Genomic DNA, 22,263 nt, shown 5'->3' on the forward strand with positions numbered 1-22,263 from the left:
GCCGTCACTCGTAGCGCAGCGACTCGACCGGGTCGGCCCGCGCGGCCCGCGCGGCCGGCAGCGTGCCGGCCAGGAACGCGATGCCCATCACGATCAGCGTCGTGACCAGGATGGAGACCGGGTCGAAGGCGATCAGCTCGAGGCCCGGCAGGTCGGAGAACAGGCTCGTGGCGAGCTGCGCGCTCACCGCCGTGCCGACGACGATCGCGACCAGCGCGCCGATCGCGCTGCCGAGGAAGCCGATGACCACCGCCTCGAGGCTGAACAGCGTGAAGACGCGGCCGCTGCCCATGCCCATCGCCTTCATGAGCCCGATCTCCCGGGTGCGCTCCTGCACCGACATCAGCAGGGTGTTGACGATGCCGAAGCTCGCCGCCAGCAGCGCGATGACCGCGAACGCGTTCAGCACGAGCACGATGCCGTTGATGACGGCGGTGAAGGTGCCGAGCTGATCGGCGACGGTCGTGGCGGTGTACCCCTGCGCCGACAGTGCGGCCTTGACGTCGTCGAGCTGCGCCGGCGTCGCGTCGGCGGACACCCAGGCGTCGGCGCTCGCGAAGCGGTCCAGCTGGTCCTGGGGCACGCCGTCGTTCTGCAGCGCGAACATCGCATCGGTGAGGGCGGTGTTCGGCGTGACGGAGGTGCCGGCGGCGAAGGCCGCCTCGGTGACCCCGGTGATCCGGGCGGTGACGGTGTGCTGCGCGCGCAGGGGGTCGGTGACGGCGATCGTGGCCGTCTTGCCCACGGCATCCTCCGCGTCGGCGAAGCCGAGCGGCTCCACGAGGGCGAGGGGGATGGCGACCTGCGGCGTGCCGTCGGCGTCGTCGGGTGCGGCTCCGGCGGCCAGCTGCAGGGTCTGACCGGCGACGAGCGTCCCGACGCTCGCGACGTAGCGGGGACCGTCCGCGTACTGGATGTAGTCCGCCGTCACGGTGCGCACCGGCTCCACCTTCAGGATGCCGTCGGTGGCGGTGATCGCGGCGATGTCGTCGGGCGTGAGCGCCGTCACCGACGCCGTGCCGCCGCCGGGGGCTCCGGGCTGGCTCGACGCGACGGCGTCGGGGTCGTACTCCTGCGGGCCGCCGCCGGTCGCGGCGACGGTCTTGGTCACCGTCAGCACGTCGGAGGCCCCGAAGGAGGCGACCGTGCTGTCGATGAACCGGTTGATGCCCGTGCCCAGCCCGTTCGTGATGGTGAGGGTGAAGGCGCCGACGAAGATCGCGAGGATGGTGAGGATCGTGCGCGTCTTCGAGCGGAACGTGTTGCCGACGGCGGTGGTCAGCAGATCGGCGGTCTTCATGCGGCGCTCCTCTCGTCGGGGACGAGCACGCCGTCGCGGATCTGGACGCGGCGGTCGCAGCGCGCCGCGAGCTCCTCGTCGTGGGTGACGACGATCAGCGTGATGCCGTGCTCGCGGTTGAGGCGGAAGAGGATGTCCTCGACCACCGCTCCCGTCGCCGAGTCGAGGTTGCCGGTGGGCTCGTCGGCGAAGATCACGTCGGGATCGTTCACGAGCGCGCGCGCGATGACGGCGCGCTGCTTCTGCCCGCCCGACAGCGCCGTCGCCTTGTTGCGCGCCTTGTCGGCCATGTCGAGCTCGGCGAGGGCGGCCATGCCGCGGCGGCGGCGCTCCGCGCGGCTCACCCCCGCGATCTTCAGCGGCAGCACGACGTTGTCGAACACCGAGGCGCTGGAGGTCAGGAAGAACTGCTGGAAGACGAACCCGAACGTCTTGTTGCGGGTGCGGTTCAGGCGGCGGCCGCGGAGGGTGTCGGCATCCACGCCGTCGAGCAGCACCCGCCCGCTGGTGGGGGCGTCCATGAGCGCGAGCAGGTGCATGAGCGTGGACTTGCCCGAACCGCTCTTGCCGACGATCGCGATGCTCTCTCCCCGCCGGATGTCGAGGCTGACGCCGCGGAGAGCGTCGAAGCGGGCGGAGCCGCGGCCGTAGGACTTGTGCAGGTCGTGGACGGAGAGCAGGGGCGGGGGCGCGGACGGCGCCGGATCGGATGTCATGACGACCAGCCTTCCCGTCGGCCGGCGCGGCGGCATCCCGTGGCTGCGGCAGATGCGTACCCCAGGCGGGGGATGCCGGGATCCCTCGCCGGGGCGATCCGTTGTGGTGTCCGGGGCGTCAGACTGGAGTCGTGAGCTCACCGGACGACACCTTCCCGCCGCCGCACCCCGTGGGCCCGGCGTGGGCGGCGGACGTCGTCCTGGTCGTGCTCGTCGTCCTCCCCGCCCTGCTCCCCCTGCCGATGGCGGAGCTGCGGCCGTCGACTCCGCTCGTCCTCGTCCTCGTCCTCCTGCCCGCCCCGGCGCTGCTGCTGCGGCGGCGCTGGCCGGTGGTGACGCTCGCGCTCTGCGCGGCCGCCTACGTCGCCGCGCTGGTGTGCGGAACGAACTCTCCCGGGGCGGCCCTCGCGGCGCTGGTGGCGATGTTCATCGTCGCCCGCGACACCTCCCGTCGCACCGCCGTCGCGGCGGCCGCGATCGTGGTCGCCGTCGTGGTGGGCGTGGGCATCGGGGTCACCGTCGCGACGAGAGCCGACACGCGGTTCCTGCAGATCGGGCTCGCCCTGGCGCTCGCGGCCGCGGTCGGGGACGGGGTCCGCTCGCGCCGCGCGTACCTCACGGCCGTCGTCGACCGCGCCCGCCGCGCGGAGCAGACCCGCGACGCCGAGGCCCGTCGGCGCGTCACGGAGGAGCGGCTGCGCATCGCGCGCGATCTGCACGACGCGGTCGCCCACCAGATCTCCGTGATCAGCCTCAATGCGGGGGTGGCCTCGGCGGCGCTCGACTCCCGCCCGGAGCGGGCGCGGGAGGCGCTCTCGACGATCCGCACGGCCTCCCGCGACGTGCTCAGCCAGATCGGCGGCATGCTCAGCGTGCTGCGCGCGGATGAGACGACCGCGCTGCGGGAGCAGCCGGGGCTGGCCCGGCTGCCGGAGCTCGTGGAGTCGGTGCGGGTCGCCGGTCTCGACGTGGTGCTGCGCGACGAAGGCGGCGACCTCGTCGACACCCCGCTTCCGCTGGCGGTCGACATCGTCGCGTACCGGGTGATCCAGGAGGGGCTCACCAATGCGCTCAAGCACGGGGCCGGCGCGCGGGCGCACGTCCTCCTGCGGCTCGAGGACGACGCGCTCGAGGTCGTGGTCACGAACCCCGTCGACCGCAGCCTGCCGGTCGAGTCGGGCCCGGCATCCGGGTTCGGCCTGCTGGGGCTGAAGGAGCGCGTGGGGTCCGTGCGGGGCCGGCTCGAGTCGGGGCGCGCGCCGGGCGGCTTCCGGCTCGCGGCGCGGCTGCCGATCGATGCGGTGGTCGCCTCGTGATCGCCGTGGTCGTGGTCGACGATCAGGCGCTCATCCGCACCGCCGTGCGCGACCTCCTCGACGGCGAGCCGGACATCACGGTGGTCGCGGAGGCGACGGACGGCGAGAGCGCCGTCGAGGAGGTGCGCCGGCGACGGCCGGACGTGGTCGTCATGGACATCCGGATGCCGCGCATGGACGGCATCGAGGCGACCACCCTGATCTGCCGCGACCCCGCCCTCGCCGACACGCGCGTGCTCATCCTCACCACGTTCGAGGAGGACGAGTACGTCGTCGCGGCGCTGCGCGCGGGAGCGAGCGGCTTCGTGGGCAAAGGCGCCGAGCCGGAGGAGATCGGCCGCGCCGTCCGCGCGGTCCACGCCGGCGACGAGCTGCTCTCGCCGGCCGCCACCCGCGCGCTCATCGGCAGATTCGTGCGCTCGACGGCCCCGGTCGCGGCGCCCCGCTCGCTCGCGCCGCTGACCGACCGCGAGCGGGAGATCCTCGTGCTCGTGGCCCGCGGCCGCTCCAACGACGCGATCGCGGCCGAGCTGTTCATCTCGCCGCACACCGCCAAGACCCACCTCAAGCGCGTGATGACCAAGCTGGGCGCGCACGACCGCGCCCAGCTGGTCATCGCCGCCTACGAGAGCGGACTGGTCGCGCCCGGGTCCTGATCGTCACCGGTCGCCGGGGCGCCGGTGCCGGCGGCGGCGCGCTGCTCCCGCTCCCGCTCCTCGGCCTCGGCGCCGCCGATCGCCTCGCCGCGCGCGACGAGGCCGGCGACGTCGGAGAGGGGGATCTGCTTCAGCGTGAGCGCCAGCACGAAGGCGAGCGCGATGAAGGGGACGAGGTACCAGAACACCGGCGCGAGCGCGTCCGCGTAGGCGTTCACGATCCCGTCGCGCACCTCCGGGGGAAGGGTCGCGAGCGTCTGCGGGTCGAGGTTCGCGGTGGCCGCCGCCGACTCCGACGCGCTGGCCCCCGCGGAGGAGAAGACGTCCCGGAGGTTATCGGTGAGCCGCGTCGTGAAGAGGGTGCCGAACACCGCGGTGCCGAGGGCGGCGCCCACCTCGCGGAAGTAGTTGTTGGTGCTGGTGGCGGTGCCGACCTCGGCGGCGGGCACCGCGTTCTGCACGACCAGGACCACGACCTGGATGATCAGGCCCAGGCCCGCGCCGAAGAAGAACAGGAAGACGCAGATGAGCCAGATCGGCGTCGCCGCGGTGAGCGTCGTCATCGCGATCATCGACGCGCCCGTCACCAGCGTGCCCACGATCGGGAAGATCCGGTAGCGCCCCGAACGGCTGATGAGGATGCCGGAGGCGATGGAGGTGCCCATCAGTCCCGCCATCATGGGCACCATCAGCAGCCCCGACTCGGCCGCCGAGGTGCCGGAGGACATCTGCAGGAACGTGGGCACGAACCCGATCGCCGCGAACATCCCGATGCCGAGCGTCAGTCCGATCGCCGTCGCGTTGAGGAACACCGGGTTGCGGAACAGGTGGAGCGGGATGATGGGGTCCTCGGCGCGGGACTCGACGAGGACGAAGCCGCCCGCCGCGATGACCAGCCCCAGGCCCCACGCCCAGGTGGCGGGCGAGGTCCAGCCGAAGTCGGTGTCGCCGCCGAAGTCGGTGAAGAAGATGAGGCAGGTCGTCGCGATCGACAGCAGCACGATGCCGAGGACGTCGATCCGGCGGGTCGCGCGCTTGTCGGGCAGCGTCAGCGCGAACAGGGCGATGACGAACGCCGCGATGCCGACGGGGATGTTGATGTAGAACGCCCACTGCCAGGTCAGGTGGTCCACGAAGAACCCGCCCAGCAGGGGGCCGGCGATCGCGGAGAGACCGAAGACGGCGCCGAGCGGGCCGAGGTACTTGCCGCGCTCCGAGGCGGGGACGATGTCGGCGATGATCGCCTGCGACAGGATCATCAGGCCGCCGCCGCCCAGCCCCTGCACGGCGCGGAAGAACACGAACATCCAGAAGTCGCTCGCCAGCGCGCAGCCGACCGAGGCCAGGGTGAACAGCGCGATCGCGATGAGGAACAGGCGGCGCCGGCCGAGCACGTCGCCGAACTTGCCGTAGACGGGCATGACGATCGTGGTCGCGAGCAGGTAGGCGGTGGTGATCCACACCTGGTGCTCGACTCCGCCCAGCTGGCCGACGATCGTGGGCATGGCCGTCGAGACGATCGTCTGGTCCAGACTCGACAGGAGCATCCCGGCGATGAGCGCGCCGAAGATGATCCAGACGCGCCGCGGGGTGAGCAGCAGGGGGGAGGTGGACGGCGAGGCGGCGGCGGACATGGTCATTCCTTCGGCGAGGTCGGGGAGAGGGCGGCGCGGCCCGCGTCGGCGCGGCGGCGCAGGAGGGTGAGGAAGTCGGGGTGCTCCTCGTCGAAGAACGCCGCGATCGCGGACCGCAGGAGCGGATTGATCATCCGCACGAGCATGTCGACGACGAGCGGGTCGGTCGGCGCGTCGGGGCGGCTGCGCACCAGCGCGATGTCGTTGACCTCGGCATCCGCCATGATCGACATCAGCTGGGCGTGCAGGCGCGGCTCGTCCGCGAGCAGGCGCCCGACCTCCTCGGCCTCCGTCCGGGTGTGGCCCATCAGTGCCCAGCGGGCGGCGTGCAGGTGCAGGTACTCGTCGAGCAGGTCGCCGTCGCCGTGCACGAACCGCTCGTCGAGCTCCTCGAGATGCGCGCGCAGCGTGAGCCCGAGCACGGCGTTCTCCTTCGATGCGAAGTAGTTGAAGAACGTCCGGCGTGAGACCCCGACGTCGGCGCACAGCTGGTCGATCGTGAACCCGTTGAGTCCGTGCGCGGCGGTCAGCCGTCGTGCGGCGGTGCGCAGCGCGGCCGCTGTCTCGGCGATGCGTCTCCCGCGGGATCCGTTTGCACTCTCGGTCACAGAGTGCATGTTTGCACTCTTGGGGCGACAGTGCAAATTTCACGGATTCGCGGCGCCGGGAATGCGGATCGCACTTTGTTGTTGCATCAACCATCGCCGCTCGGAGTCGCCGACGGCCCACCGAAAGGACCGCTCGTGCTCATCGTCTCCTTGACCGTCGTCGGTGGCGGGGTGCCGGCATGAGGGCCGCGACCCTCGACTGGCGGCCCGCGCCGGTGCACACCGCGGGTGCCGCCGCCGACGCCACGCGGATGGACACCGTCGAGCTGCTCGTGGGCGACCTCGACGCGCAGACCGCGTTCTACCGCGACGCCGTCTCGCTCGAGATCCTCGACCAGTCCGGCGCGCAGGCGACCCTCGGCCGTGACGGCATCCCGATCGTCGCGCTCACGCACGCCCCCGAGCTCCCGCCGTTCGACCGCCACGGTGCGGGCCTGTACCACACGGCGATCGCGTTCCCCGATCGTGCGGCGCTGTCGGCGGCCGTGATGTCGATGGCGCGCCGCGCCGGCGACACCTTCGAGGGCGCGACCGACCACACCTTCAGCAACGCGTTCTACTTCCACGACCCCGAGGGCAACGGCATCGAGCTGTACTGGGATCTGCCCACCGAGGTCTGGCAGGACAAGCCCGCCGGATGGATGCCGCGCAACACCGCGATCGACCCCAACGCCTTCCTCCGCGAGCACTTCGACCCGGCCCGCACGACCGCCGACGAGGCCACCGTCGGCCACGTCCACCTGCAGGTCGGCGACATCCCCACCGCCCGGCGCTTCTACGTCGACACGCTCGGCTTCGACGTGTCGATCGACGTGGGCTCCGCGCTGTTCCTCTCCGCGGGCGGCTACCACCACCACATCGGACTGAACACGTGGCACAGTGCGGGCGCCGGCCCGCGGGCCGTGTCGCTCGGACTCGGCGACGTGCGGCTGCGGATGCCGGAGCGCGACGACGTGCTCGCCCTCGCCGATCGTGCGCGGCACGCGGGCATCGCGGTGCAGGACGACGGCGCCGGGGTGCGCCTGCGCGATCCGTGGGGGACGCTGCTGACCGTGCTCCCCGAGGGGAGCGCCTGATGGCGCTCACGGCCGGCGGGCTGCCGGCGGCGACCGTCCGCACCGCGGTGACGGTGCCGCTGCGCTTCTCCGACGGGTACGAGACGACGGCGCGCGTGCACACCTTCCACGCTCTGGTGGACGGCGCCGAGCACCTGCTGCTGAGCTTCGAGGGACGAAGGCCCCGCGCGCGGGAGAGCGCACCGCTGGTCCGTCTGCACAGCGAGTGCCTCACGGGCGACGTCTTCGGATCCGAGCGGTGCGACTGCGGACCGCAGCTGCGCGAGGCCGTCGAGCGGCTCTCCGAGGACGGCGGAGCGCTCCTCTACCTCCGGCAGGAGGGACGCGGCATCGGTCTGTACGCGAAGCTCGACGCCTACGCGCTGCAGGACGAGGGGCTCGACACCTACGAGGCCAACACGGCCCTCGGGCACGGCGAGGATGAGCGCGACTACAGCGCCGCCGCGCAGATGCTGCACGCCGTCGGCATCCACCGGCTGCGTCTGCTCACGAACAACCCCGACAAGGTCGCGCAACTGCGCGCGCTCGGCGTCGAGGTGGCGGATGCCGTGGCCACCGGCGTGCACCTGACGGACGCGAACGCGCGCTACCTGCGTGCCAAGCGGGACCACACCGGTCACACGATCGACGTCCCCGCGGCCTGAGGATCATGGTGTATCCCGTTCCGCGCATGACCACCGCCGAAGCAGAGGCCTGGCTCGGGCTCATCCGCGTGTGCGACCTGCTGCCCAGCGCGCTCGACTCGCAGCTGCAGCGCGACTCCGCCCTGACGCACTACGAGTTCGGGGTGATGACCTTCCTCCGGCGCATGCCGGAGGCCACGGCCACCATGAGCGAGGTCGCCGAGGCGACCAACGCCACGCTGTCGCGGCTGTCCCACGTGTGCTCGCGTCTGCAGACGCGGGGTCTCGTGCTCAAGAGCGGGTGCCCCACCGACCGTCGGGTGAGCCGGGTGACCCTGACCGGCGCGGGGCGCCGGGAGCTCATCCGGGCCACCCCCGGCCACATCGCGACGGCCCGCTCGCTCGTGGTCGACGCGCTCTCCGCGGACGACCTCGCCCACCTGGCGCGGATCACGGCCGTCCTCGGCGAGCGTCTCGACCCGGACCACCGGTTCGGGGCGCACCAGTGAGCCGCGTCGGTACGCTGGCACCGTGACCACCTGGCGCAGCTCGCAGAAGGCCGACCGGCGGGCGCGACTGCTCGTGGAGGCGGCGGCGCTGTTCGCCCGTCGCGGCTTCGCCGCCGTCACCACCGTCGAGATCGGCGAGGCGGTGGGGATGAGCGGCCCGGCGCTGTACAAGCACTTCCCGAGCAAGGACGCGATCCTCGCCGAGCTCCTGGTCGACGCCAGCGAGCGGCTGCTGCAGGGCGGCCGAGAGATCGTCGCGGGCACAGGTCCGTCCGACGCCGTCGCCGCGGGAGCCGTGCTCGACGAGCTCATCGCCTTCCACATCGGCTTCGCGACGGCGGCGCCCGACATCATCCGCATCCAGGATCGCGAGCTCGCCGGTCTCGACTCCGACACCAACCATCGGGTGCGGCGGCTGCAGCGCGCGTACGTCGCCGAGTGGGACGTCGTGCTCGCCACCGCCGCGCCGGCCCTGAGCGCGCCCGAACGCGAGACCCGCCTGCTCGGCGTCTTCGGCCTGCTCAACTCGACGCCGCACAGTGCGGGGGCGAGCGGGGACGACGCGGCACGGATCCTCGCCGGGATGGCGCGGCGTGCGCTGCGGGACGAGGCCTGAGCTCACCCCTCCTCGGTCGGTGCGCACCGCATGAGCACGCTGCGGGTCGCGGTCGCCACGACCTCGCCGCGCTGGTTGCGCATCGTGTGGGCGAGCTCGACGACGCCCTGACCGGGACGTGAGGCGGACCGCCGCGTGCCGACGACGAGCGTCTCGGCGTACAGCGTGTCGCCGTGACGCACGGGAGCCGGGAAGCGTACCTCCCCGAATCCCAGGTTCGCCACGATCGTGCCCTGGGTCAGCTGCGCGACCGAGAGGCCGACCATCGTTGAGAGCGTGAACATGCTGTTGACGAGCCGCTCGCCGAACTCCGTGCCGGCCGCCCACGCGGCATCCAGGTGTAGCGACTGCGTGTTCATGGTGAGCGTCGTGAACAGCACGTTGTCGGTCTCCGTCACGGTGCGCCCCGGGGCGTGCACGTAGAGCGCCCCCTCGATGAACTCCTCGAAGTACAGTCCCCGCTGCCGGATGACCTCGCTCACGTCGTCCCCTCCTCGTCCTCGTCCTCGTCCTCGTCCTCGTGCCCATCCTCGTCCGCGGGCTCGATCGCGGCGACCACGCCGCCGCGCACCACCTGGTCGCCGACCGCGACGCGCAGGCGGAGGATGCCGTCGACGCCGGCCCGCAGCACGTGCTCCATCTTCATCGCCTCCACGGCGACGACCGGCTCTCCCGCGCGCACCCGCGCGCCGTCGTGCGCGGCCACCATCACGACGGTCCCCGGCAGGGGGGAGGCGATCGTCGGCGACGCGTCCGCGCGGTCGTCCGCGGCGTCGTCGATCGTGCGCTCGGAGACGAGGACGGCCCCGGCGTCGCTGCGCAGCCACAGCCCCGCGGGGGCGGCGGCGACCGGGAAGGTGCGGCCGCGACCGTCGATGACGACCGTGGCCGACCCGCCGTCCGCGCCATGCCGCCGCACGGATGCCGCGACCGGCGCCGTATCGCCGACGGCGACGCGCTGCGGCGTGGACCACACCCGCACGCGGGCCTCGGCGTCGGCGGACACGAGGTCGTACACGCTCGGGGCCGCCGCCGCGCCGAGACGCCAGCCGTCGGCGCGGCTCCAGGGGCCGCTCACGGTCGCGTCGGGGGCCCGGGTCGCCGACGCCGCGTGCATCACGAGCGCCGCCTCCGCGAAGGTGCGCTCCGTGACGTCGGGGAAGGGCAGCTCGTCGAAGACGCGGGCGATCAGGCCGGTGTCGAGCGCGCCGGAGACCACCTCGGGGCGCTCCAGCAGCAGGCGGAGGAACGTGAGGTTCGTCTCGAAGCCGAAGATCGCCGTCCCGTCGATCGCGCGCACGAGGCGCCGGCGCGCCTCCTCTCGGTCGGGGCCCCACGCGATGAGCTTCGCCAGCATCGGGTCGTAGTCGGTCGAGACGACGAGGCCGTCCTCGAGCGCCGTGTCGACCCGCACCCCGGCCCCCGACGGGTGGACGACGCGCGTGACCGGACCGCCGGTGGGCAGGAACCCGGCGCGCGGGTCTTCCGCGTAGACGCGCACCTCGATCGCGTGACCGTCCAGGCGCACGTCCTCCTGGGCGAACGGCAGCGGCTCCCCGGCGGCGATCCGCAGCTGCAGCTCGACGAGGTCGTGGCCCGTGACCATCTCGGTGACGGGATGCTCCACCTGCAGGCGGGTGTTCATCTCCATGAAGAAGAACGTGTCGGGCCGGTCGCCCGGCACGATGAACTCGACCGTGCCCGCCCCGACGTAGCCGACGCTCCTCGCCGTCTCGCACGCGGCCGCGCCGATGCGCGCGCGCGTCGCGGCGTCGAGCAGAGGGGAGGGCGCCTCCTCGACGACCTTCTGGTGGCGCCGTTGCAGCGAGCACTCGCGCTCGCCGAGGTGCACCACCGTGCCGTGCGCATCGGCGAGGATCTGCACCTCGATGTGGCGCGGTGCGGTGACGTAGCGCTCCAGGAACAGCGTGTCGTCGCCGAAGGATGCCGCGGCCTCCCGGCGGGCGGCGGCGACCGCGGCCGGAAGCCCCGCGGCCTCCGTGACGACGTGCATGCCCTTGCCGCCGCCGCCCGCGGACGGCTTGATCAGCACCGGGAAGCCGACCTCCGCCGCCCCCGCGATCAGCTCCGCGTCGGTGAGGCCCGCGCGGGCGATGCCGGGGACGGTGGGCACGCCGCGCGCGGCGACGGTGCGTTTGGCGGAGATCTTGTCGCCCATGACCTCGATCGCCTCGGGCGACGGGCCGATGAAGACGAGGCCCGCGTCGGCGCAGGCCCGTGCGAAGGCGGCGTTCTCGGCGAGGAAGCCGAACCCCGGATGGATCGCCTCGGCACCGGTGGCGAGCGCGGCATCCACCACGCGTTCGATCGACAGGTAGCTCTGCGCGGCGGCGGCGGGCCCCAGCCGCACCGCCTCGTCGGCCAGGCGCACGTGGAGCGCGTCGGCGTCGGCGTCGCTGTAGACGGCGACCGAGCGGATGCCGAGCGTGCGCAGTGTCCGGATGATGCGGACGGCGATCTCGCCGCGGTTGGCGATGAGGACGGTGCGGAGGGCGCTCATGCGATCACATCCGGAAGACGCCGTAGCCGGCGTCGGGCATCGGGGCGCGGGCGACGACGTCGAGGGCGAGCCCCAGCACGTCGCGGGTCTGCGCGGGCTCGATCACCCCGTCGTCCCAGAGGCGCGCGGTGGAGTAGTAGGGGCTGCCCTGGTGCTCGTACTGCGCACGGATCGGCGCCTCGAACGCCTCCTTCTCGGCGGTGGTCCAGGGGGTGCCGGCGGCGTCGAGCTGCTCGCCGCGCACCGTGGACAGGACGGACGCCGCCTGCGGCCCGCCCATGACCGACACCCGCGCGCCGGGCCAGAGCCAGAGGAACCGGGGCGAGTAGGCGCGCCCGCACATCGAGTAGGTGCCGGCGCCGAACGAGCCGCCCACGACGACCGTGAGCTTGGGCACCCGCGCGCACGCGACGGCGTTGACCATCTTCGCGCCGTGCTTCGCGATGCCGCCGTGCTCGTACTCGCGGCCGACCATGAAGCCCGTGATGTTCTGCAGGAACAGCAGCGGGATGCCGCGCTGGTCGCACAGCTCGACGAAGTGCGCGCCCTTGAGCGCCGACTGGCCGAAGAGCACGCCGTTGTTCGCGACGATGCCGACGGGGTGACCGTGGAGGTGCGCGAAGCCGGTGACGAGCGTCTCGCCGTACTCGCGCTTGAACTCGCTGAAGCGACTGCCGTCGACGAGGCGGACGATGATCTCGCGGGCGTCGTAGGGCGTGGTCAGCTCGACCGGGACGACGTCGTACAGCGAGTCCGGGTCGTGCACCGGCGGGTCCGCGGGCCCGAGCCGATACGGCAGCGGTGCCGGCTCGGGCACCGTCGCGACGATCTCGCGGACGATGCGCAGCGCGTCCGCGTCGTCGGCGGCCAGGTGGTCGGTGACGCCGGAGATGCGCGAGTGCGTGACGCCGCCGCCGAGCTCTTCGGCGCTGACCACCTCGCCGGTCGCGGCCTTCACGAGCGGCGGGCCGCCGAGGAAGATCGTCCCCTGATCGCGGACGATCACGGTCTGATCGCTCATCGCCGGGACGTACGCGCCGCCGGCGGTCGAGGAGCCCAGGACGGCCGCGATCTGCGCGATGCCGTCCCGCGACATCCGGGCCTGGTTGTAGAAGATGCGTCCGAAGTGGTCGCGGTCGGGGAACACCTCGTCCTGGAGGGGGAGGAAGGCGCCGCCCGAGTCGACGAGGCAGATGCACGGCAGGCGGTTCTCCGCGGCGACCTCCTGCGCGCGCAGGTGCTTCTTCACGGTCATCGGGTAGTACGTGCCGCCCTTGACGGTCGCGTCGTTGGCGACGACCATGACGTGCCGACCGTGCACGAGCCCGATCCCCGCGACGACCCCGGCCGCGGGCGCCTCGCCGTCGTAGAGGCCGTCGGCGGCGAGAGGGGCGAGCTCGAGGAAGGGGCTGCCGCGGTCGAGCAGCAGATCGATCCGGTCGCGCGCCAGCAGCTTGCCGCGCGCGGTGTGCCGGCGCCGCGACGGCTCGGGGCCGCCGAGGGCCGCGGCCTCCCGCCTCGCCCGCAGCTCCGCGACGAGGGCGCGGTACCCGTCCGTGGTCGTCGTCGACACGGCATCCTCATTTCGGTTATCAATCAGTAACCCGATCAGGAACATAGCGCCTGCGCCGCCGAATGTCCACCGTCGGCGCCGTTCTGGGACGGCGCGGCGCGCGTGGGGCACAATGATGCGATGAGCACGACGCCCGATCAGCCCGCGTCCTACTGGTACGTGGACGACGATGCGCGGTCGACGTCGGTCATGGAGGCCATGCGCTCCTACCGGGCGGCCGAGGTCGCGATGCGTCGACGGACGCAGCAGTCGATGGACATGGGCGAGAACGAGCTGCTCGTCCTGCGCTTCCTCGCCCGGGCGCGACTGCGGGGCGAGCCGGTGACCCCCGTGACGCTGAGCAGATATCTCGGCATCACCTCGGCATCCACGACGGCGCTGCTGGATCGCCTGGAGAGGTCGGGGCACATCACGCGCACGCCGAACCCGGGGGACCGGCGCAGTGTGCTGATCGCGTCGAGCGAGAAGTCAGACCTCGAGGTGCGTCACACCCTGTCGGCGATGCACGAGCGCATGATGGCGGTCGTGCGCGAGATGGACGAGGACCAGCGCGACACCGTCATCCGGTTCCTGGATGCGATGCGCGTGGCCGTGGATCACATCGACGCGTAGTCGCGCGAGACGACCGATCCGGCGATCTCGTCGGCGGCGCCGGTCGCGGCGTCCAGGAAGCTCAGCACGGCGGCCCGCCCCGACGGGTCGAGCCTGCGGATGGCCGCGGCCACGCGGTTCTCGAAGGCGTCGACGAGGTCGGCGACCTCCGCCGCGGCCCGCTCGGTCGGCGCGATGAGGATGCTGCGGCGGTCGGTGGGGTGGTTCACGCGCTGCACGCTGCCGAGACGCTCCAGGCGGTCCAGCAATGCGGTCGTGGATGCCGAGCTGATGCCGAGGTGGCGGGAGATCTCGCTCGGTTTGACGTCCAGGCCGTCGCGGTCGCAGGCGAGGACGTACTGGAGGATGCGCAGTTCGTTCTCGCCCAGTGCGGCGTTGGCCCGGACGCGCTGATGCATCTGCGCGTCCGCGGCCCGGAAGCGCGCGAGCGCATCCAGGACATCGGTCGTGCCGGATGTGTGTGTGGTCGTCACCGCACTCACCTCCACTCAGAGTCGGCGCCCGTAAAGGGTTCGGTGACACCAATATAGCTCATGATATATCTCGCTTGACTAACTACTTATTCACGGAATAACCTACTTCACGACAGATCCACCGCTGCGGCGAGGCCGAGCCCGACGCGCACCGAATGAGGGAGTCACGATGGGACGCTTGTACTACGGCAACACCAGCGACGCGATCGAGGTCGACGACACCGACCTGGCTCACCTGAGGATGGTGGCGATGACGAAGCTGCGTCGTTCCGAGGGCTTCAGCCTCACCTTCTCGTCGCCGACGCGTGGCCGCAGCGCCCTCTGGGTGCACTGCGCCATCCCGCTGCGCTTCGAGTTCGATGCGGCGGAGCCGATCCGCCTCGAGCCGGCGCGCGTCAACGAGCTGGCCCAGGCCGCCGCCTCCGCGGCGGGCATCGTCGTCGAGCTGGCCGCCGAGGCCGTGCCCTCGCGTGCCGAACTGGCGGCCGTCGCATGAGCGTGCTCGCCCTCGCGTCGGCGCCCACCGGCCGCGTGACCTGGGCGGCCGTCAGCGACGGCTTCTACGTCGCCTCCCGCGTCGGTGACTACGTCGGATGCGTCGAGTGCACGCCCGACGGTCACTTCGTGGGGTTCGACTTCCGCTCCACCCCCGTCGGGCGCTACGCGTCGCTCGGGGAGGCGCAGCGCGCCGTCGGCGGCGCCCACGAGGCGCGCCCCCTGCTCCCGTCACCCGAGCCGTCGCCCCGCGCGCAGGCGCTGTGGCAGACCGCCGCCGCGATCAGCGGGGTGGTGGCGCTGGGCGCCCTCGCGACCGCGGTGCTCACGACACCGCTGGTGTGAGCGCGCCGGCCGGCCGGCGCTAGGAGGCGCTCGCGGTCTCGGCGATGGCCTTCTCGGTGCGCTCCTGCAGGAAGCCGCACAGCTCGGCGACGGCGGCGAGATCGGAGGACAGGCGTGCGACGCCCGCGGCATCCAGGTCGAAGCTGTCGGCCCGCGCCTCGAACGTGACCACCCATCGCGGGCCCTCGTCGTGGACGACGGGCTGGATGTAGGTGACGGTGGAGGCGTTGCTCAGGGCGACGACGACGAGGCCCGAATCGGGGCCGGGGGTGTAGTCCTTCTCGAGGACGGAGATCGACGACTCGGCCGCCGGGTGGCCCGCGAGGTACTCGCGCACCCATGCTTCGACCGTCGCTTGATTGCGGTAGGGCATGGGACCTCGATCCTGGGTGTCGACGCGCCTGACGGCACGCCTGTCCCATTATGCCGTGCGCGGGCGCAGGAGCGAGGTCAGCAGGAGTTCCATCGCGGCGACGGGATCGGCGTCGTCGGCGAGCCAGCGGATCTGGATCCCCTCCCATCCCGTGACGATGAGGCCCGCCAGGGCCGTGTCGTCGTCGTGGATCGGCGCGATCCGCCCGCGGGCGCGGTCGTGGGCGATCAGCGCGGCGTAGTCCGTGATGACGGACGCGTAGCGGCGCTGGAGCCACTCGTGCGCCTCGTGCCCCGGGTAGGTCGCCTCGGCGGAGACGATCGAGAACATGCGCACGAGCTCGCGGCGGCCGAGGTTGCGCCGGACGACGCCGAGCACGGCCGGGAGCAGGCCGTCGCGCCGTGCACGCTCGGGGAAGTCGGCGTCGGCGGCGTCCTCCTGCTCGAGCACCGCGGCCAGCAGTGAGACCTTGGTGGGGAAGTGGTGCATCACCGTGGTGAGGCTGAGGCCGAGCTCGGCGGCGATCTGCCGCAACGACCCGCCGCGGTAGCCGTGCGCGCTGAAGATGGCGGTCGCCGACGCGATGATCTCGGACCGCCGCTCCGCCGACTTCGCGTACGGCCCGCGGCGAGCGGGCGACGAGGTGGCCATGGCATCAGAGCGTACCGCGCGGCTCTCCGAAAAAACCGTGCATGTGCACGATATTCGTTATAGGATGCCGACATGGCAACGCACGCGCGGGAGTATCGCTGGGTTCGAGACGGAGCAGCGGGGGCAGGACGCATGCGCTACGGCGCGGACTACAACCCCGAGCAGTGGTCACGCGACGTCTGGGCGGAGGACATGCGCCTCATGCGCGAGGCCGGCGTGAACATCGTCTCTCTCGCGATCTTCTCGTGGGCGCTGCTGGAGCCGCGTCCCGGCGAGTTCGACTTCGGCTGGCTCGACGAGGTCATCGACCTGCTCCACGAGAACGGGATCGACGTCGACCTCGCCACCGCCACGGCATCCCCGCCCGCGTGGCTCTCGCAGCGTCACCCCGAGATCCTGCCCCAGACCGAGGACGGCACCGTGCTGTGGCCCGGCGCCCGGCAGCACTGGCGGCCGACCTCGCCCGTCTTCCGCACGCACGCGCTGCGACTCGTGCGGGCCCTCGCCGAGCGCTATCGCGACCATCCCGCGATCGTCGCGTGGCACATCTCCAACGAGCTCGGCTGCCACAACCTCTACGACTACTCCGACGACGCCGCGGCCGCCTTCCGCACCTGGCTGCGCGACCGGTACGGCACCCTCGACGCCCTCAACGAGGCGTGGGGCACCGCCTTCTGGTCGCAGCACTACACGGAGTGGGAGCAGATCCTGCCGCCGCGCACGGCGCCCACCCACCGCAACCCCGGCCAGCGCCTCGACTTCGAGCGCTTCTCCTCGGACGCCGTGCGCGACCACCTGCGGGCGGAGGCCGCCGTGCTGGCCGAGCTCACCCCCGACATCCCCTTCACGACCAACTTCATGGTCGCCCAGAACGTCCGCGACATCGACTACCCGACGTGGGCGGGCGACGTCGACTTCATCTCGAACGACCACTACCTGCGCCCGGGTGAGCTGGGCCGCGACGACGTCTCCTTCTGGGCCAACCTCACGGGCAACATCGCCGAGGGACGCCCCTGGTTCCTCATGGAGCACGCCCCCAGCGCCGTCAACTGGCGCGAGGTGAACCCGCCGAAGCGCCCGGGGGAGCTGATGCGCGACGCCCTCACCCACGTCGGGCACGGCGCGGATGCCGTCTGCTTCTTCCAGTGGCGCCAGTCGCGCGCCGGAGGCGAGCGCTTCCACTCGGGGATGGTGCCGCACGCCGGCGAGCACAGCCGCGTGTTCCGCGACGTCGCCGCCCTCGGCGCGCGACTGGGGGAGCTCGGCGCCGTCACGGGCTCGCACCGCGAGCGCGCGCGCGTCGCGCTGGTCTTCGACTACGAGTCCTGGTGGGTCAGCGGCCGCGACTCCCACCCCTCCGACGCGCTGCGCTACGACGACGAGACCCTCGCCTGGTACCGGGCGCTGCTCGATCTCGGCGTCCGCGCCGACGTCGTCCCCGTTGCGGCGTCCCTCGACGGCTACGACGTCGTCGTCGCCCCGATGCTGCACGTCGTGCCCGACGCCCTGCGGACACGGCTCGAGCACGTGGTGCGAAGCGGGCGCCACCTCGTGACCACCGCCTTCTCCGGCATCGTCGACCAGCACGACCGGGTGTGGCTCGGCGGCTACCCCGGGGCGCTGCGGGAGGTGCTCGGCGTCACCGTCGAGGAGTTCGTCCCGCTTCTGGCCGACGAGACGGCGCGACTGGCCTCCGGGGCCGTCGCGACGCACTGGAGCGAGCGGATCAGCCACGTCGCCGACGATGTCGAGGTGCTCGACACCTACGCCGCGGGCGATCTGGCCGGGATGCCGGCGGTCACGCGTCGCCGCGTCGGCGCCGGGTCGGCCACGTACGTCTCCGCCGACACCGGCCGTGACGGGGCGCGCGCGGTGCTGGAGCGCCTCGCGGGCGACATCGGCGCGCTGGCCGGTGACCCCCTCGCCGCCGACGGCCGTCTCGAGGTCATCGTCCGCGTCGACGCCGCGCGTCGCCATGTCTTCGTCGTCAACCGCACCGACGACGAGGTCGTCGTGGACGATCCCGAGCTCGGCGCGCTGCGCGTGGCGCCCCGCGGTGTCGAGACGCGCAGCATCCCGGCGCAGGAGCCCGCGCTCGCCGGCGCGCACGGAAGGATGGACGCATGAGCGAACGCATCGACTGGAGCGCCGGCACCTGGACCACACCGCCCGCGGCGGCGGTGGTGCGCGAGGACGGGCTGGCCGTCGTCGCGGTCGAGGGCAGCGACGCCTGGCGCCGCACGGCCTACGGCTTCATCCACGACACCGAGCACGCGCTGCTGGCCCCGTTCGAGGTCGGCACGGCGATGGAGGTCGTCTTCATCGCCGACTTCACGGCGCAGTTCGATCAGGCGGGCCTGTTCGTGCGCGCCGACGACGAGCGGTGGATGAAGGCCGGCGTCGAGAACGCGGACGGGGTGCTCGGCGTGGGCGCCGTCGTCACCGACGTCATGTCCGACTGGTCGGTCGGCGCGGTGCCGGAGTGGGCGGGCCGCCGACTCCGCGTGCGGGTCAGCCGCGGACCCGACGCGCTGACGGTGCGCGCCGGCATCGACACCGAGCCGCTGCGTCTCGTGCGCGTCGCGCCGTTCGCGGGAGAGCTCGCTGCCCAGGCCGGCCCGTTCGTGTGTGCGCCGATGCGCGCCGGGCTCGAGGTCGTGTTCGCCGAGTGGACGCGCACCGACGCCGACGCGTCGCTGCACTGACGACGCGCCCCGCGATCACGTCTGCGGCAGGTAGCGACGCGGTGCGTGCGTCTGTGCGACCAGGTCGCGCAGCGCGTCGAGCGAGCCGCTGACGACGCCCGCGGCGCGTGCCTGCACCAGCACGTTGCCCAGCGCGGTCGCCTCGACGGGGCCCGCGAGCACCGGCATCCCGGAGCGGTCGGCGGTGCGCTGGCACAGCAACTCGTTGCGGGCCCCACCGCCCACGAGGTGGATCGTGCGCACGGCGACACCCCCCAGCCGGCTCGTCGTGACGACGGCGTCGGCGAAGGCCTGGGCGAGCGACTCCACGATCGCCCGCACATAGGCGGCGCGGGAGCGCGGCGGCGCGACGTCGTGCTCGGCGCACCAGGCGTCGATGCGGGCCGTCATGTCGCCGGGCGGCAGGAAGCGCGGATCGTCGACGTCGAACACGGGCACGGCGGATGCCGGGACGAGCGCGGCCGCCGCGAGCAGCCCCGACAGCTCGGCGCCGGCACCGTCGGCGGACCAGCCGCGCACCGCCTCCGTCAGGATCCACAGGCCCATCACGTTGTGCAGCAGACGCACCCGCCCGTCGACCCCGCCCTCGTTGGTGACGTGCGCGGCCGCGACGGCGTCGTCCAGCACCGGATGCTCCACCTCGACGCCGACCAGGCCCCACGTTCCGCAGGAGATGTAGGCGGCCGCGTCCGCCCGCATCGGCACGGCCACCACGGCGGAGGCCGTGTCGTGCGAGCCGACCGCCGTGACCGGGACCGTCCCGCCCAGCGCCGCCGCGACGTGCGGCAGGAGCGCGCCGACCCGCTCGCCGGGCGCGATCAGCTCGGGAAGCAGCGACCGCGGCACGCCGAGCCGCGCGGCGAGCTCGTCGTCCCAGCGGCGGGTGCGCGCGTTCAGCAGCCCCGTCGTGGACGCGTTGGTGAGCTCGGCCCGGGCCCGGCCGGTGAGCCAGTACGCGATCAGGTCGGGGACGAGCAGCGCCGTGTCGGCGATCGCGAGCACCTCGGGCGGCTCGGCGGCGAGCTGGTACAGCGTCGTGAAGGGCAGGAACTGCAGGCCGTTGCGGTCGAACAGCTCGGGGTACGGCACGCGGGCGTGCGCGCTCCCGACGCCGCGCTCCGTGCGCGCGTCGCGATAGTGGAACGGGAGGCCGAGCAGGCGCCCGTCCCGCAGCAGCCCGTAGTCGACGGCCCAGGAGTCGACGCCGATGCTCGCGATCGCGGGCTCGGCGCGGAACGCGTCGCGCAGGCCCCGCAGCGCCGCGGCGTACAGGCCGGGGATGTCGCCGTGCAGGCCGTCGCCCAGGCGCAGCGGGGCATTCTCGAAGCGCGCGATCGTCGTGGTCTCCAGTGTCCCCCGGCCGACGTGCCCGAGGATGACGCGGCCGCTCGTCGCGCCCAGGTCGACGGCCGCGACCGCCGCGGTCATCGCAGGAACGCGGCGGCGACGCCGGAGTCGACCGGGATGTGCAGTCCCGTGGTGCGGCTGAGGTCGGGCCCGGTCAGCACCGCGACGGCGTCGGCGACGTTCTCGGGGACGACCTCGCGACCGAGGATCGTGCGGGCGGCGTAGAACTGCCCGAGCTCCTCCTCCTTCACGCCGTAGGTCGCGGCGCGGTTCGCGCCCCACCCCGAGGCGAAGATCCCCGAGCCGCGCACCACGCCGTCGGGGTTGATGCCGTTGACCCGCACGCCGTGCGCGCCCAGCTCGACGGCGAGCAGGCGCACCTGATGGGCCTGATCGGCCTTCGTCGCCGAGTACGCGACGTTGTTGGGGCCGGCGAAGACGCTGTTCTTCGACGAGATGTAGACGATGTCGCCGCCGAGGCCCTGGGCGATGAGCACGGATGCCGCGGCCTGCGACACCAGGAACGAGCCCTTCGCCATGACGTCGTGCTGGAGGTCCCAATCGGCCTCCGTCGTCTCCAGCAGCGGCTTCGACAGCGACAGTCCCGCGTTGTTGACGACGAGGTCCAGGCCCCCGAACGCGAGCACGGCGTCGGCCACGGCGGCCCGCACGGCCTCGCCGTCGGCCACGTTCACGGCGACCCCGACGGCGACGTCGGCGCCCCCGAGCTCGGCGGCGGCCGCTCGGGCCTTCTCGAGGTCGAGGTCGGCCACCACGACGCAGGCGCCGGCTGCGGCGAGGCGGGCCGCGGTGGCCTTGCCGATGCCGCTCGCGGCGCCGGTCACGAGCGCGATGCGGCCCTGGTGGCTCTTCGGCGCGGGGCGGCGCTGCAGCTTCGCCTCCTCGAGCGCCCAGTACTCGATGCGGAACTTCTCCGCATCCGAGATCGGCGTGTACGTCGAGACCGCCTCCGCTCCGCGCATGACGTTGATCGCGTTGACGTAGAACTCGCCCGCCACGCGCGCGGTCTGCTTGTCGGCGCCGTAGGAGAACATGCCGACGCCCGGCACGAGCACGATCAGGGGATCGGCGCCGCGCATCGCCGGGCTGTCGGCCGTCGCGTGCGTCTCGTAGTAGTCGCGGTAGTCGGCGCGGTACTGGGCGTGCAGCTCCCGCAGTCGCGCCAGCTGCTGGTCGACCGACGCCGTCGCGGGCAGGTCGAGCAGCAGCGGCTTCACCTTGGTGCGCAGGAAGTGGTCGGGGCAGCTCGTGCCGAGCGCCGCCAGGGCGGGCGCCTTCTGTGAGGCCAGGAAGTCGAGCACGACCGGGGAGTCGGTGAAGTGTCCGAGCAGGGGGCGATCGGTGGAGACGAGCCCGCGGATCGTGGGGGCCAGCGCCGCCGCCCGGGCGCGCCGCTCGGCGGCGGGGAGCGCGTCGAATCCCTCACGGACGGCCCCGAACGGCGCGGGGTCGCCGTGCTCGGCCAGGTAGGCGGCCGCGGTGTCGATGATCCACGACGAGTTGCGCTCGGCATCGTCGGAGGTGTCGCCCCACGCCGTGATGCCGTGCCCGCCGAGGATCGTGCCGATCGCCTGCGGGTTCTCTGCGGCGATCGCCGCGATGTCGAGTCCGAGCTGGAAGCCGGGGCGCCGCCAGGGCACCCAGACGACGCGGTCGCCGAAGATCGTCCGCGTCAGCTCGGGCCCGTCGGCCGCCGTCGCGATCGCGATGCCCGAGTCGGGGTGCAGATGGTCGACGTGTGCGGCATCCACGAGGGCGTGCATCGCGGTGTCGATCGACGGCGCCGCGCCGCCCTTGCCGTGGAGGCAGTAGTCGAAGGCGGCCACCATCTCGTCTTCGCGGTCGACTCCGGGATAGATGTCGACCAGCGCGCGCAGACGGTCCCGCCGCAGCACGGCCAGGCCCTCGGGCGCGAGGGTGCCCAGGTCGCCGCCCGAGCCCTTGACCCACAGCAGCTCGACCGGCGCGCCGGTGACCGGGTCGATGTCCTCGCCCTTGGCCGACGTGTTCCCGCCGGCGTAGTTGGTGTTCTTCGGGTCGGAGCCCAGGCGGTTGCTGCGCGCGATGAGCGCGGCGGCGGTGGGGTTCGTCAT

General features: G+C 72.7%; 23 protein-coding genes. 11 read left to right on the top strand and 12 right to left on the bottom strand.

Translation table 11 applies throughout. The features are described 5' to 3' along the window. Positions 1–4 precede the first annotated feature (4 nt). On the bottom strand, positions 5–1,300 hold the full coding sequence (locus L0965_RS01975) for an ABC transporter permease (RefSeq protein ID WP_060959956.1): 1,296 nt from the start codon (positions 1,298–1,300) through the stop codon (positions 5–7). Further along, positions 1,297–2,016: an ABC transporter ATP-binding protein gene (locus L0965_RS01980; RefSeq protein WP_101305469.1), complete on the bottom strand. Its 720-nt coding sequence runs from the start codon at positions 2,014–2,016 to the stop codon at positions 1,297–1,299. Before L0965_RS01980 ends, L0965_RS01975 begins: the two co-directional genes overlap by 4 nt. Before the next feature lie 131 nt (positions 2,017–2,147). Here L0965_RS01980 and L0965_RS01985 point away from each other — a divergent pair, with 131 nt between their 5' ends. Further along, the gene (locus tag L0965_RS01985) at positions 2,148–3,332 is read left to right on the top strand and encodes a sensor histidine kinase (protein ID WP_232783985.1); all 1,185 of its coding nucleotides are present in this window, start codon (positions 2,148–2,150) and stop codon (positions 3,330–3,332) included. Then, positions 3,329–3,988 carry a response regulator transcription factor gene (locus L0965_RS01990; RefSeq protein WP_060959952.1) on the top strand — a complete coding sequence of 220 codons (660 nt, stop codon included), beginning with the start codon at positions 3,329–3,331 and terminating at the stop codon, positions 3,986–3,988. The genes L0965_RS01985 and L0965_RS01990 overlap by 4 nt, the downstream gene beginning before the upstream one ends. Here the strand turns inward: L0965_RS01990 and L0965_RS01995 are convergent. Together L0965_RS01995 and L0965_RS02000 are read right to left on the bottom strand one after the other, a co-directional pair. Next, positions 3,955–5,622 carry an MDR family MFS transporter gene (locus L0965_RS01995; RefSeq protein WP_101305470.1) on the bottom strand — a complete coding sequence of 556 codons (1,668 nt, stop codon included), beginning with the start codon at positions 5,620–5,622 and terminating at the stop codon, positions 3,955–3,957. The genes L0965_RS01990 and L0965_RS01995 overlap by 34 nt on opposite strands. Before the next feature lie 2 nt (positions 5,623–5,624). Further along, complete coding sequence (locus L0965_RS02000) at positions 5,625–6,230, bottom strand: TetR/AcrR family transcriptional regulator (protein WP_234057905.1); 606 nt, start codon at positions 6,228–6,230, stop codon at positions 5,625–5,627. 179 nt (positions 6,231–6,409) lie between these two features. On the opposite strand from L0965_RS02000, the gene L0965_RS02005 reads away from it, so the two are divergent. The 4 genes from L0965_RS02005 to L0965_RS02020 are packed head-to-tail and all read left to right on the top strand — an operon-like array spanning position 6,410 to position 9,054. Then, positions 6,410–7,306, top strand: coding sequence for a VOC family protein (locus L0965_RS02005; RefSeq protein WP_101305472.1), 897 nt, complete (start codon positions 6,410–6,412; stop codon positions 7,304–7,306). Next, positions 7,306–7,950 (top strand): GTP cyclohydrolase II, encoded by a 645-nt coding sequence (gene ribA / locus L0965_RS02010; RefSeq protein ID WP_060959949.1) that lies wholly within the window; start codon positions 7,306–7,308, stop codon positions 7,948–7,950. The genes L0965_RS02005 and ribA overlap by 1 nt, the downstream gene beginning before the upstream one ends. Before the next feature lie 26 nt (positions 7,951–7,976). Next, the gene (locus tag L0965_RS02015; RefSeq protein WP_223848815.1) at positions 7,977–8,438 is read left to right on the top strand and encodes a MarR family winged helix-turn-helix transcriptional regulator; all 462 of its coding nucleotides are present in this window, start codon (positions 7,977–7,979) and stop codon (positions 8,436–8,438) included. A 22-nt stretch (positions 8,439–8,460) separates the two neighbouring features. Beyond that, the gene (locus tag L0965_RS02020) at positions 8,461–9,054 is read left to right on the top strand and encodes a TetR/AcrR family transcriptional regulator (protein ID WP_060959947.1); all 594 of its coding nucleotides are present in this window, start codon (positions 8,461–8,463) and stop codon (positions 9,052–9,054) included. A gap of 2 nt (positions 9,055–9,056) precedes the next feature. Here the strand turns inward: L0965_RS02020 and L0965_RS02025 are convergent, their stop codons facing one another. From L0965_RS02025 to L0965_RS02035, 3 genes are read right to left on the bottom strand one after another with little or no spacing between them, the layout of a single operon-like run. Continuing rightward, on the bottom strand, positions 9,057–9,536 hold the full coding sequence (locus L0965_RS02025) for a MaoC family dehydratase (RefSeq protein WP_060959946.1): 480 nt from the start codon (positions 9,534–9,536) through the stop codon (positions 9,057–9,059). Beyond that, entirely contained in the window at positions 9,533–11,575 is a 2,043-nt protein-coding gene (locus L0965_RS02030) for a biotin carboxylase N-terminal domain-containing protein (RefSeq protein WP_101305473.1), read from the bottom strand. Before L0965_RS02030 ends, L0965_RS02025 begins: the two co-directional genes overlap by 4 nt. 4 nt (positions 11,576–11,579) lie before the next feature. Next, on the bottom strand, positions 11,580–13,193 hold the full coding sequence (locus tag L0965_RS02035) for a carboxyl transferase domain-containing protein (protein WP_101305474.1): 1,614 nt from the start codon (positions 13,191–13,193) through the stop codon (positions 11,580–11,582). A 75-nt stretch (positions 13,194–13,268) separates the two neighbouring features. Here L0965_RS02035 and L0965_RS02040 point away from each other — a divergent pair, with 75 nt between their 5' ends. Beyond that, positions 13,269–13,760, top strand: a complete 492-nt coding sequence (locus L0965_RS02040; RefSeq protein WP_101305475.1) for a MarR family winged helix-turn-helix transcriptional regulator — start codon at positions 13,269–13,271, stop codon at positions 13,758–13,760. On the opposite strand, the gene L0965_RS02045 is transcribed toward L0965_RS02040, so the two are convergent. Further along, positions 13,745–14,233, bottom strand: a complete 489-nt coding sequence (locus tag L0965_RS02045; protein ID WP_060959942.1) for a MarR family winged helix-turn-helix transcriptional regulator — start codon at positions 14,231–14,233, stop codon at positions 13,745–13,747. The two genes, L0965_RS02040 and L0965_RS02045, sit on opposite strands and share 16 nt — an antisense overlap. Positions 14,234–14,402: 169 nt before the next feature. On the opposite strand from L0965_RS02045, the gene L0965_RS02050 reads away from it, so the two are divergent. Further along, a complete protein-coding gene (locus L0965_RS02050) occupies positions 14,403–14,729 on the top strand; it encodes a hypothetical protein (protein ID WP_061782473.1) in 327 nt (108 codons plus the stop codon). After that, positions 14,726–15,073, top strand: coding sequence for a hypothetical protein (locus tag L0965_RS02055; protein WP_061782474.1), 348 nt, complete (start codon positions 14,726–14,728; stop codon positions 15,071–15,073). The genes L0965_RS02050 and L0965_RS02055 overlap by 4 nt, the downstream gene beginning before the upstream one ends. Before the next feature lie 19 nt (positions 15,074–15,092). Here L0965_RS02055 and L0965_RS02060 read toward each other — a convergent pair whose 3' ends face one another. Further along, positions 15,093–15,446 (bottom strand): hypothetical protein, encoded by a 354-nt coding sequence (locus L0965_RS02060; protein ID WP_060959939.1) that lies wholly within the window; start codon positions 15,444–15,446, stop codon positions 15,093–15,095. A gap of 48 nt (positions 15,447–15,494) precedes the next feature. Beyond that, on the bottom strand, positions 15,495–16,097 hold the full coding sequence (locus L0965_RS02065) for a TetR/AcrR family transcriptional regulator (RefSeq protein ID WP_060959938.1): 603 nt from the start codon (positions 16,095–16,097) through the stop codon (positions 15,495–15,497). 72 nt (positions 16,098–16,169) lie between these two features. On the opposite strand from L0965_RS02065, the gene L0965_RS02070 reads away from it, so the two are divergent. Both L0965_RS02070 and L0965_RS02075 read left to right on the top strand, forming a co-directional pair. Beyond that, the gene (locus L0965_RS02070; protein WP_101305476.1) at positions 16,170–18,224 is read left to right on the top strand and encodes a beta-galactosidase; all 2,055 of its coding nucleotides are present in this window, start codon (positions 16,170–16,172) and stop codon (positions 18,222–18,224) included. Beyond that, positions 18,221–18,802 carry a DUF1349 domain-containing protein gene (locus L0965_RS02075; RefSeq protein WP_101305477.1) on the top strand — a complete coding sequence of 194 codons (582 nt, stop codon included), beginning with the start codon at positions 18,221–18,223 and terminating at the stop codon, positions 18,800–18,802. The genes L0965_RS02070 and L0965_RS02075 overlap by 4 nt, the downstream gene beginning before the upstream one ends. Before the next feature lie 15 nt (positions 18,803–18,817). Here the strand turns inward: L0965_RS02075 and L0965_RS02080 are convergent, their stop codons facing one another. Then, positions 18,818–20,230, bottom strand: coding sequence for a rhamnulokinase family protein (locus L0965_RS02080; RefSeq protein WP_101305478.1), 1,413 nt, complete (start codon positions 20,228–20,230; stop codon positions 18,818–18,820). Next, positions 20,227–22,263 carry a bifunctional aldolase/short-chain dehydrogenase gene (locus tag L0965_RS02085; RefSeq protein WP_101305479.1) on the bottom strand — a complete coding sequence of 679 codons (2,037 nt, stop codon included), beginning with the start codon at positions 22,261–22,263 and terminating at the stop codon, positions 20,227–20,229. The genes L0965_RS02080 and L0965_RS02085 overlap by 4 nt, the downstream gene beginning before the upstream one ends.

The organism is Microbacterium sp. NFH-22A-Y, from assembly GCF_021401375.1.
Lineage (GTDB): Bacteria > Actinomycetota > Actinomycetes > Actinomycetales > Microbacteriaceae > Microbacterium > Microbacterium hominis.